8 protein-coding genes are annotated in these 12,114 nt (G+C 42.4%); 3 read left to right on the top strand and 5 right to left on the bottom strand.

Annotated elements, in window-relative coordinates:
- The first annotated feature begins 129 nt into the window (after positions 1-129).
- Positions 130-1,281, top strand: a complete 1,152-nt coding sequence (metK, locus tag ACMVDV_RS17325) for a methionine adenosyltransferase (protein ID WP_304185155.1) — start codon at positions 130-132, stop codon at positions 1,279-1,281.
- A 227-nt stretch (positions 1,282-1,508) separates the two neighbouring features.
- Here the strand turns inward: metK and ACMVDV_RS17320 are convergent, their stop codons facing one another.
- The 4 genes from ACMVDV_RS17320 to ACMVDV_RS17305 form a co-directional block, all read right to left on the bottom strand.
- The gene (locus tag ACMVDV_RS17320; RefSeq protein ID WP_416158924.1) at positions 1,509-1,916 is read right to left on the bottom strand and encodes a diacylglycerol kinase; all 408 of its coding nucleotides are present in this window, start codon (positions 1,914-1,916) and stop codon (positions 1,509-1,511) included.
- Positions 1,917-1,972: 56 nt separating this feature from the next.
- Entirely contained in the window at positions 1,973-3,961 is a 1,989-nt protein-coding gene (locus ACMVDV_RS17315; protein WP_416158923.1) for an LTA synthase family protein, read from the bottom strand.
- Positions 3,962-4,106: 145 nt separating this feature from the next.
- Positions 4,107-4,784: an START domain-containing protein gene (locus ACMVDV_RS17310; protein ID WP_416158922.1), complete on the bottom strand. Its 678-nt coding sequence runs from the start codon at positions 4,782-4,784 to the stop codon at positions 4,107-4,109.
- A 31-nt stretch (positions 4,785-4,815) separates the two neighbouring features.
- Positions 4,816-6,336: a CYTH domain-containing protein gene (locus tag ACMVDV_RS17305; protein ID WP_416158921.1), complete on the bottom strand. Its 1,521-nt coding sequence runs from the start codon at positions 6,334-6,336 to the stop codon at positions 4,816-4,818.
- 214 nt (positions 6,337-6,550) lie between these two features.
- On the opposite strand from ACMVDV_RS17305, the gene ACMVDV_RS17300 reads away from it, so the two are divergent.
- The gene (locus ACMVDV_RS17300) at positions 6,551-7,150 is read left to right on the top strand and encodes a TIGR04211 family SH3 domain-containing protein (protein WP_304185151.1); all 600 of its coding nucleotides are present in this window, start codon (positions 6,551-6,553) and stop codon (positions 7,148-7,150) included.
- Between the two features lie 425 nt (positions 7,151-7,575).
- On the opposite strand, the gene ACMVDV_RS17295 is transcribed toward ACMVDV_RS17300, so the two are convergent.
- A complete protein-coding gene (locus ACMVDV_RS17295) occupies positions 7,576-8,058 on the bottom strand; it encodes a winged helix-turn-helix transcriptional regulator (protein WP_145235173.1) in 483 nt (160 codons plus the stop codon).
- 169 nt (positions 8,059-8,227) lie between these two features.
- Here ACMVDV_RS17295 and putA point away from each other — a divergent pair, with 169 nt between their 5' ends.
- Positions 8,228-12,031, top strand: a complete 3,804-nt coding sequence (putA, locus tag ACMVDV_RS17290; protein WP_416158920.1) for a bifunctional proline dehydrogenase/L-glutamate gamma-semialdehyde dehydrogenase PutA — start codon at positions 8,228-8,230, stop codon at positions 12,029-12,031.
- The last annotated feature ends 83 nt before the right edge of the window (positions 12,032-12,114 follow it).

The raw sequence follows: 12,114 nt of genomic DNA, 5'->3' as shown, positions 1-12,114 counted from the left end.
TAATTTTATTTAGACGTCTAGGCGTAAAAACACTATGCAACTATCGTTGTTTTAGATAAAATACGCCCCTTAATTTTTTAGCGCTCTTACCGACGTTTGTGAAGCGCAATATTTGTGAGCAGAAAGACAATGGCAAAACATTTATTTACTTCTGAATCTGTTTCTGAAGGTCATCCGGATAAAATCGCGGACCAAATCTCTGACGCGGTACTTGATGCCATCTTAGAACAAGATTCTCATGCCCGTGTTGCATGTGAAACTTACGTTAAGACTGGTATGGTTATGGTTGGTGGTGAAATCACTACTAGCGCATGGGTTGATATCGAAGAGATCACCCGTAAAACTGTACGTGAAATTGGTTACACCCATTCAGACATGGGTTTTGATGCTGATTCTTGTGCTATTTTAAACACTATCGGTAAGCAATCACCTGATATCAACCAAGGTGTTGACCGTACTAGCCCTGAAGAACAAGGCGCTGGTGACCAAGGTTTAATGTTTGGTTATGCATGTAACGAAACTGAAGTATTAATGCCTGCACCAATCACTTACTCACACCGTTTAGTACAGCGTCAAGCGCAAGTACGTAAAAGCGGCGAGCTAAACTGGTTACGCCCAGATGCAAAATCACAAGTTACATTTGCATACGAAAATGGCAAGCCTGTAAGCATTGATGCAGTAGTACTTTCTACTCAACACAGTGAAGACATTTCACAAAAAGATTTAGTCGAAGCCGTGATGGAAACTATCATCAAACCGGTACTTCCTGCTGAGCTTATCTCAAGCGCCACTAAATTTTTCATTAACCCGACTGGCCGTTTTGTAATCGGTGGCCCAATGGGTGACTGTGGTCTTACTGGTCGTAAAATCATCGTTGATACATACGGCGGTATGGCTCGTCACGGTGGCGGTGCATTCTCTGGTAAAGATCCTTCAAAAGTTGACCGTAGCGCTGCGTACGCTGCACGTTACGTTGCTAAAAACATCGTTGCTGCTGGCCTTGCTGATAAGTGTGAGCTACAAGTGTCTTACGCAATTGGTGTTGCAGAGCCTACCTCAATCAGTGTTGAAACATTTGGCACCAGTAAGCTTGAAGAGTCACGTTTAATCGAATTAATTCGTGAACACTTTGACTTACGCCCTTATGGTCTAATTAAAATGCTTGATCTTGAGCGCCCAATTTATCAACCAACCGCTGCTTACGGGCACTTCGGTCGTGATGAATTCCCTTGGGAGCGTACAGATAAAGCAGACGCACTTCGCGCAGCCGCTGGCCTTTAATACCAGCATCTGGGTGAATGTAAGAAAAGCGCCGATTGGCGCTTTTTTTATGTCTGCTGATTATGTTGTTGTAAATGCCTAGGTTATTGTCGCGAGGTAAACTCGCTGCTACCAGACGTAGGCTCGGGTTTACCCCGCGCAATTAAAGCTAGGTTTTAGAAAGTGACTAGCTGTTAGGCTGTATTCGAAGCTCGTCGCTCGAAGCCAGTGACATTTTACCTCACTACCTATCCTATCAATGTAAGTATTTTTTCATACCCCGCAACACCCCACACTATTAGCAATACTAGTAACGCTAGGCTAACTGCTGCTGAAGCTATATCTTTAGCGCGCCCTGATAGCACATGGTATTCAACCCCAACGCGATCTGTTAATGCTTCAATTGCTGAATTGAGCAGTTCAACTATCAGTAGTATTAAAAAGCTCACAATCAATAACGCCCAATGCTGTAATGATTGCGCGAGCCAAACAGATAAAGGCAGTAATACTAGCCCTAGCGCAAGCTCAGTGCGAAAGGCCGACTCTTCCTTAAATGCAGCTTTAAATCCCTTAATAGAGCACTGGCTTGCTTTTAAAATACGCCCAATCCCTATGCCATTGGGTTTGTTTACTAAGTTAATTTCTGGTTTAGTCATTGTATGATCTTTAGCGTGTCGTTTTGCTTATCGGGTGATGGGTCAAGCATATTACCTTAATCCATACCTTGAGTTAATAACTGCCAAGCTGTCGCCATATATTGGGTATATGCTTGCTCTGTCTGCGCATCAATTTCGACAAATTGCGGGGGTGTTGTCGGTAAAAGCTGAGTTTTATCCCGCTCATTAACCGTATAATACTCATAAAGTGCAGATAAATCACCACGCCAGAGCTGCTCATTGTGACGTATTGTTTGAAAGCCAAATACCCTTCGCTCTGGTGCTGCATTGAATAATGATTGCCCCATGCTATAAAACTGAGTATTTGCTGGCGCAATTAAATCTAATAATGTTGGAGCGATATCCATATGGCTTGCCACTTGTTGCGCAGGCACTAAATCTGCACTAATACCTTTGCCATAAATCACCATAGGCACATGAGTTAACTCATATAAATTTGGCCGTTGATGAAAGTTACGGCGGCTATAATGATCTCCCGTAATAACAAATAATGCATCTGGATAGCGTTGCTCCATCTTAGCCACAAACTCACCCAGCATTTTATCTGCATACCATAAATGCCCTAATATATAGGGGTCTAATAACTCCCCTGCTAATCTATTTATCTCTGCTGGGTAATCTGCGGCCGACTTATACGGGTAGTTATATTTTTCTAAATCGAGATTAAACGGGCCATGGTAACTACCTGATAGGATCACATTAACACTTTTTTTCGTGATTTTTTCTGCAACTAAATCAAATAACTGGCCATCATCAATCCCCCATACTCCGGCGCTACCTTTACCACCAGCATCCGTTGCTGAATAAACCTTATCAGCACCTTGAGATAGAACGTACTCACCGACATTTTGCCACGATAGTAAACCACCATAAAAAAACTGGCTGGTGTACCCTAACCGCTCGAATTGATTAAATAATGACAGCTTGCTGCTTGGTTTTTGTGGCCCGATTAAACTCATATTAACCCCTGCATAAGGGATCCCAGATACAATACTCGATAACGAATTCATGGTGCTGCTAGCCGCAGGTAACACGTTATCTAGGTAAATACCTTTACTAGCTAGGTTTTTTAACTGATTGGTTAAATTAAGTGATGCATACTTCTGCTGTAACGGCCACGAATCGTAACTTTCCATAACAATCACGAACACCTGTGACGGTGCAGCTAACAAAGGCGCTGTAGTGTGTTGACTCAATGCGTTTAAAGGTAAGGCATCAAGCGCTGAGTTATGGCTTAAATAGGGATTTTCGCCGCCTACACCATGGCTTTGTAGATCGTTGTAATCTTTAATGGCATAAAAAAAGCTGCGCCATGGATTGATCACTAAATTATTAATAAATGGGTCTGGCGTTACCGCTGACCATTTTCGCGAGGCAGGACGTGATTCGAACGAACCACGAATAGCACAGATAAATAACACTACAATGATGCTAATTAACAACGTACGCTTCCACTTACAACGAGTAAAAATACGCTCCAAGAAGCCATTCGATTGCTTATCAATGATGTGACATAACTTAAATGCAACCACTAACAATACCAATAAACTCAGTAAACTGCCCCATGGTTGATATTGCTCAATTGCAGTTAGAGCAATTGCTTGCTGGTCATCGTGTAACCCTTCAAACATAAAGTAATTAAATTGGCTGCCGTATTCTGTAATGTAGGTAATGCTGGTTATGCAGAGCAGAATTGCAACCGCAAAAAAGAGTTTCGCTGTCAATATACGCACAGCTCTGACCCAGTGTCCTAGCCGCAGCGGTTGTAAAATACAATTGAGTAGAAAAGGAATACTAAAACACACGCCACTGGCGGCGGAGTCAAATGCAAACCCTGTTTTTAACGCATTTAAAACAGTGTCTACATCTAACGAGGCAGTGATCCGGTTATGAAAATAAACCAAAAAGAACACCCGAAAGCTCATAAACAGCAAAACACCTGCAAACCACAGTGTCGCAATACGCCAACTTTCGTTAACAAATAAAAACCATCTGCTTGATTTAAATACTGATGATGCCAACACCTTCACTGTCCCTAAAATGGATTATTCCCAAAAGGAATTATTACCTACTTTAGTTACACAGACAATGTTGACTTTGTAATATTTTGTAATAAAACTGTTTAATTACAATACATTAACAAATTCACTAGTATCCTATTTTTAAGCACTATCGAGTTATTAATGATTGCTGGCTACAATCACCCAGCTCTATTATTTGCTTATTCGGTTGATAAGTTTTTTCAAGCAAACGTTGTTTTAACGCTAATAAAGTATGCATCGCACTTTTTAAGCCAACTTTATTACTGAACCAATGAGGAATAGCCCCACCAGGGTCCGCGTATACAACATGGCGAATAGCCAATTGCGACTGCCCTTGCTCACTGGTTTCAGTTAACAACCAGCTTGCCTTAAGTTCAGTGATGCGGATCACCCCTTTAGACTTTTCAAGAAAATCTGTAACAGCAGTGATCATTAACTCAGTTTGGGTGTGATTAACTCGTCGGTAGCATGAATAGCTCACCATATCGCGGTCTGCAACCGGCCATGGCGAATCAAATTGGCTGTGAACAATAGTTTCAGAGGGACTTAAGCGCCTTAATACTTGCACATGAGTAACATTTTCAATCCATAACGGGGCGCTATCGGTATCACTTAGCAAAGCCATAAAATCGTTTGCAGTGACACCTGAAACCATCATTTCAGCCTGCACTTCAAAAATGCCATTTTCATGTTTTTTGTAGTGCACGCTTACGCCATCACGCTGCTTCCATAACTGCCACTGTTGAATATCACTGAGCACACTGGTACTAAATAGCAGCGTTAACAATATTATTCGCCGTCTCATACATATTCCCTATGCACTGCTTTATAAATAATTATTGCCAATAAGGAGCTATTCTATATGACGCTAAACGGCTTTGTTCCATTGCACTAACCAAGAACTCTGATTTTTTTTCTAGCCAGTTTTGAATTTTTGCCAGCTCTTCGTCATCTTGTCCGGCACATAACTGCTTTAAATACTCAAGCGTACTGAGCTCATACATACCGTGTGAAATGTCTAACCACGGAATGCGAAACTCACTGCGTTCATCTTTTTCAAATAACGCACCTAAACAATTACCGCTGAGTAAACTGTTTTCAAGCCGAGTACGTAAATCTAAATAATCTTTGAATGTCAGGGTTTTTTGCTCTGGCAATAATTGATGAAGATCTTGCCAATCTTTTTCAAATAATCGATTGGCGATCTCTGCGACAGGCTGCTCAGCGGCTTGAAATTGCACTTGCCCCCAGCTTTTACGCCATTGTTTATCGACTAACCAAGTCGTCAAAGACAACAATAGGCGGTTATAACGGGCGCTATGAAACAATCGATTAATATCATCAATACTCGGCTGTAGTTCTTTTAAGTCATTGATGACTTGGGTCAACTCTGGCGCACTGTTGATTTTTTTATAATAGGCGTGGCGCTTAGAGGTGTAAGTTTTCAACTGAATGGCATTTTCAACCCAGGCTAATTCACTGAGTAACCATTTGAGTTCTGTACGTAATGCTTCGGTGGTACTTTTATCAACAATATCATCAAATAACCAAAACGTATGACGAATTAAACTAATCCCATCGGTTACACGCTTGAGGGTTTTTAAACTAGGCTTGTCAAAATAGCATTGCTCGTGCTTTTGTACAAAACGAATGCCAAAGCCAATGGCCGCTATGAGCGCTTGCTCTTGCGTGGCATTATTAGGAAGTGATACAAAACCGATTGATTTACTAGGCTTGAGCGGTTTATTGTCTGCTAAGCGATAGCCACGAGCCGCTTTCGAGTAGAGTCCCAAACGAACATTATTTTGACTAACAAGTTTATCCGCTAGCGTGAATAATTCATCGCGGCTACCTTCTATAAGCTCGATTTCTAGCTCACAAATAGGCTCCATTAAGCCAGACGCTGAGACTTCACCTTTATCTTGCACGACTTCAATTTTGGCACCGTTTGCTGTTTCAATAAGCCAAGTACGACGAATAAAGTTAGTACTAAAAATAGGATAAATATTGGCGGCAATTGCACTCACTTGCATGCCATGCGGCCAAATACTGGCATCAAATGCAGTTATATTTGGTCGGCTACTTTCAAGCGGTAAGTTATATTCAGGTCGTTGGTGCAACCCACCGATAACTTCTCCAGCAAGCTTGATCGTTTGCTCACATTGATTATCCGCACAACGGGTTCGAAAACCGATATCAAGTGCCCTTAATTCACGACTCGGCGTATCAAAGTAAGTATTTTGCAAACTGCGAGAAGGCTTATTTGTAACGGTTTTTGCAAATTGAGTTATTAACGCGGGGATCAGTGGAATAACGGCGTCTGACACCAAAAACTTCAGTTCTATCTCAGTATCCATTAGGCTTGAGGATTACCTTTAAAATAAATAAGAGCTCAAAATAAACAAAGCTGCCCGACATTGCAAATTTTTTAGCTTATTTGGATCTGCAAACAGCAGCAGTGATTACAATATCAACCTTGCTATTAGCGCGCTAAATCCATACTATCTCAAGACTTAACTATGAATAATACGATTGCTGTCCCACAGACGGTTACATTAACAGGGTAGATTGATGTTAAAACATTCTTTATTAGCTTTGCTATTTGCAGCGGCCACATTTATGAGCCACGCTGAAGAAACTGACTCAGCTAGCGATGCAAACACCGCTTATATAGTCGATAATCTTTATACATTTATGCATTCAGGCGCGAGTAAAAATTACCGTATTATTGGCTCTGTTGATGCAGGCACTAAATTGACGCAGTTATCAGCTGAAGAAAATGACTTCATAAAAGTTGTTGATGATAAAGGCCGTGAAGGCTGGGTAGAAGCTAAATTTGTTTCTAAAACCGCAGGCATTCACCAGCAATATCGTACTCTCAGCGCTGAAATGACATCAATGCAAGAGCAACTGCGCCAAGCACAAATTGAATTGCCACAACTACAAGAGCAAAGCCAGACACTAACAGACCAAAATACCGCGCTGTCAGAGCAAATTACTAAGTTAAAAAATACCTTAGCAGCAGAGCGTACACAAAAACAACAAGCGGGTGCAAAAGAAAAACGTCAACTATTAACCTATGGTGGCGCGATTGCATTTATTGGCTTGTTCTTAGGTATTATTCTGACCATCGTCTTATCACGTCGTAAGCGTTATGACGGCTGGGCGTAATCGCTAACCACGATATTTGATATTAAAAAAGCACCCAAGGGTGCTTTTTTGTGCGCGGGGTAAACCCGCGCCTACGCATTGGTAGCAGCGAGTTTACCTCGCGACTGTTTATACATTTACACCGATAAACCTATTTTACCACCGAAAGCACAAAGACGCTTCGCGCTGCACAGAGAAACCCAACTAAAAGTAATCACTGTCGCTAATTTCTTCTCGGTGAACTCGCTGCTCGGTGGTGAATTAATCATTGAAATTTTTTTGCACAAAGAGAAATGAATGAGAGCAAATGAGAAGAGAAAAATGCCACAGGCTTCGAGCGACAAGCTCCGAATACACCCTAGCACCTAGTCACTTCCTAGAACCTAGTCCCTATTTAATTACGCGGGGTAAACCCGCGGCTACGTCTGGTAGCAGCGAGTTTTAATTTAAGTATCGAGTCTCAGCCCTGTGTCTTGCTTAATTTTTTCGATCACCATATAGGTGTGGTGCGTACCAACCCCAGGTATATCAACTAAATCTCCTAATACTTGGCGGTATTCATCCATATCAGAGACGCGAATTTTTAATAAATAATCGTAGCCACCAGCGACCATGTCGCACTCAACCACTTGTTTGATTTTTAAAATATGCTCACGAAACACTTTAAATACCGCGGTATTTGAGGTCACTAACGACACTTGCACATGGGCTACTAAGCTCTGATTAAGCTTTGCTTCACTAAGTTTAGCAAAGTAGCCCTCTATGTAGCCTTCTTGTTCGAGTCGTTTCACTCGGTCAAGACAAGGGCTAGGGCTTAAATTAACCTGCTTTGCGAGGTTAACATTAGAAATTCTGCCGTTTTTTTGCAGAACGTCTAAAATTGCTAAATCGATACGATCTAGCATGCGTAATCTATTCGGACTTGTCATAACAGAATTTTATGCGGATAAGTTTAAAGTATGCCCTGTAAATTATCGTAAAACGCTAAATTTAACCAGCATATTCTGCTGGATTTTAATTAGAATGCACGCATTACACAGATGAAAATCAGGCAGCAAAATTTTTTGCTGCAAGACTCCATACACCAGAGGGTTGCTTATGTTATTCGACGGCGATTTGACAACAACGTGTCCAATCAGACAAAAGATCCGTGATTTTTACCGCATTGACGAAAATGCCGTAATTGATCATATTTTACCGCTTGCTGAAGTAGGCGTAAAAGCCCGTAGCCGTGCTTGGGAGCGTGCTCGTCAGATAGTTCACACTATTCGTCGTGATCAAGATGGTCAAAGCGGGGTTGATGCACTTTTAAATGAGTTCTCACTTTCAAGTGAAGAAGGTGTGGTACTTATGTGTTTGGCTGAAGCATTGCTTCGCGTGCCAGATAAAGCCACTCAAGATACCCTAATTCGCGATAAGTTAGCCAAAGGCGACTGGAGCTCTCACTTAGGTAGCAGTGACTCTTTATTTGTAAATGCCTCTTCTTGGGGCTTATTAGTAACCGGTAAAATGGTTAACTACACAGATAAAACCAAAGAACAACAATTTGGCGTATTGAAAAAAACCATTGGCCGCTTAGGCGAGCCGGTTATTCGTAAGTCAGTAAACTTTGCCATGAAGATCATGGGTAAGCAGTTTGTAATGGGTCGCACGATTGACGAAGCCATCGAACGCGCTGCTGAAAAAGAACAAAAAGGCTATGTATATTCATACGATATGCTAGGCGAAGGCGCACGCACCATGAAAGATGCCGAGCGTTACTTCGATAGCTACATGAATGCAATTCATGCCATTGGTAAAGCGGCAAATGGTCGTGGTCCAATTAAGAGCCCAGGTATTTCAGTTAAGTTATCTGCTATTCACCCTCGTTATGAGTTCACACATAAAGAACGCGTAATGAACGAAATTGTGCCTAAGCTTAAAGAGCTGGCCATGGCAGCAAAAAGCTACGATATCGGTTTTACTGTTGATGCTGAAGAAGCGGACCGTTTAGATATTTCTCTCGATGTGATTGAAGCCGTATTTAGTGATGACGATCTAGCTGGTTGGCATGGTTTTGGTTTAGCCGTGCAAGCGTATCAAAAACGCGCCATTTTTGTGATTGAATGGTTAACTGAGCTTGCCAGCCGTGTTGGCCGTAAAATGATGGTGCGTTTAGTTAAAGGTGCCTACTGGGATACTGAAATTAAAACCACACAACAAGATGGTTTAGAGCACTTCCCAGTGTTTACCCGTAAAGCTACAACTGACGTATCTTACAAAGCCTGTGCGATTAAAATGCTAGAAGCACGTGATGTACTTTATCCACAGTTTGCCACGCACAATGCCTACACTGCCGCCACTATTTTAGAAGTTGCTAAAGGTGATAACCAAGGTTTTGAATTCCAACGTCTGCACGGTATGGGTGAATCATTATTCGACCAAATCGTAACCGAAGAAAAAATTCAGTGTCGTGTGTATGCCCCTGTTGGTCAACACGAAGACTTATTGGCTTACTTAGTACGTCGTTTACTTGAAAACGGTGCGAACTCATCGTTTGTCAATGCCATTGTTGATACCACTAAACCGGTAGAATCACTATTACCGGATCCGGTAGAAACACTGCAAGGGTTACGTAATAAGTACAACACGCAAATCAAAATGCCAATTGATTTATACGGCGCTGAACGTGCTAATTCAAAAGGCATGGATTTAACCGATATCAATGTGATCACGCCATTCAAAGAAAACCTTGATAACTGGTTTGCTGAGCACCGTATTAGTGAAAGCGATATTCCTGAAGGTTCAATTGCAGTTAAAAACCCTGCAAACCATAAAGAAATCATCGGCCATGTTAAATTACAAAACAGCGATGATATGCTTGCCCTATTAGCAAACGCAGAAACGGCTTTTGAATCATGGTCACAAACGCCGGTTAAAGAGCGCGCCAATTTGCTACGCCGTATTGCTGACATCCTAGAGCGTCATCACGATGAGCTTGTGGCTATCTGTATCAAAGAAGCCGGTAAAGTGGCACAAGATGGCATTGACGAAGTACGTGAAGCGGTTGATTTTTGTCGTTACTACGCAGCCCGTGCCGAAGAACTAAGTGAAGATGAGCGTTTTGAAGCCCGTGGTGTAATCTTATGTATCAGCCCGTGGAACTTCCCATTAGCAATTTTCTTAGGTCAAGTCGCTGCTGCGATCGTAACTGGTAATACAGTTATCGCCAAACCAGCTGAACAAACAAGCTACATCGCACTGCGTACGATTGAGCTAATGTTATCGGTTGGCTTACCTGAGCACGTAGTACAACCTGTTATCGCTCGCGGTAGTGAAGTAGGTAAAACCATTGTTCCTGATGAGCGTATTCAGGCGGTTATGTTCACCGGTTCAACCGAAACGGGCACGCTTATTTCGCAAACATTGGCTGCTCGTAACGATATTCAAGTGCCACTAATCGCCGAAACCGGTGGTCAAAACTGTATGATCGTCGATTCAACGGCACTGCCTGAGCAAGTCGTTGACGATGTGATCAGCTCTGGTTTCCAAAGTGCCGGTCAACGTTGTTCAGCGCTGCGTGTTTTATTCTTACAAGAAGACATTGCTGATGGCGTGATTGAAATGCTCAAAGGCGCGTTAAAAGAGCTACACGTAGGCGATCCATCATTACTCTCAACCGATATCGGCCCTGTCATTGATGAAAAAGCACTGAAGAACTTAAACGAACACGTTGAGTACTTAAAAGGCAACGCAACACTACATTATGAGTGTGATATTCCTGATAACAGTGAAAACGGTGCTTACTTCTTTGCGCCACGTTTATATGAGATCAAAGATTTATCTGTACTAAAACGTGAAGTATTTGGCCCATGTGTGCATATCATTCGCTTTAAAGGCTCTGAGCTTGATAACGTGATTGACCAAATCAATAACACAGGTTTTGGCTTAACTATGGGGATTCACTCACGTATTGAAGAGCGTTGCGAGTACCTAGCAAAAATGTCGCGTGCCGGTAACGTCTACGTTAACCGTAACATGATTGGTGCAATTGTTGGTGTGCAACCGTTTGGTGGCCGTGGTTTATCTGGTACTGGCCCTAAAGCCGGTGGCCCTAACTACTTAACTCGTTTAGTTAAAGAAAAAGCATCGCCTGAAAACGTGCAAATGACAAACTTAACGCCAGACGAGCTTGACACTCACCACTATTCAGGTGCTGCTGAGCAAGTCGAGAAGTTAATGGCCAACTCAATGCGCGATGAAAAAATCTGGCGCGCAACCCCACTGAACGACCGTGTTTCAGCGGTACGTCAGCTGCTTGCAAAAGTAGCAACGGTTGATATCATCGATGAGTTGGCTGACGATTTAGCATTAACACTTGCCGATGCACGTGCCCAGCTTAATCGCCTTGAAAAGCACATGCGTAAGTTTACTACTTTGCCTGGGCCTACAGGTGAATCAAATACCCTGCACCTTGAAGCACGTGGTTGTGTAGTATGTTATGCCGATAAGAGCACCTCGTTTAACTTCTGGGCTATTTCGATCATCACCGCACTTGCTGCTGGTAATACCGTGATCACCGTAGCGTCAGAGTTATTCTATGACGAAGCGGTGGCGTTTAAAGATAAGTTTATCTCAACTGGTATTGCTGAAGGGGTATTCCAAGTAGCTAGACCGAATCAGTTACAAGCTATTTTGGCGCACCCTCATTTAGCAGGTGCGGTGGTTGCAGCGCGTTCTTCTCGCTTAGGCTACTTCAGCCAGCAGTTAGCGCAACGTAAAGGAGCAATCCTGCCAGTGATCAGCGCTGAATACTACGACACGCTAATCAAACGCTTATTAACAGAAAAGACTATCAGTATTGATACAACGGCATCAGGTGGTAACACATCGCTGATGACTCTTGTTGAAGACGACGAGTAAAGTTTAATAGCTATTAACAAAGGGCGCTAATTAGCGCCCTTTTTACTACTTATCCTGTAAAAAGTTTGCTAGCTTTGTAGTAC

This window comes from Pseudoalteromonas sp. ASV78 (genome assembly GCF_047806705.1).
Classification (GTDB): domain Bacteria; phylum Pseudomonadota; class Gammaproteobacteria; order Enterobacterales; family Alteromonadaceae; genus Pseudoalteromonas; species Pseudoalteromonas prydzensis_A.
Note: the sequence above shows the minus strand (reverse complement) of the source record. Positions and strands in the feature narration are given on the sequence as shown.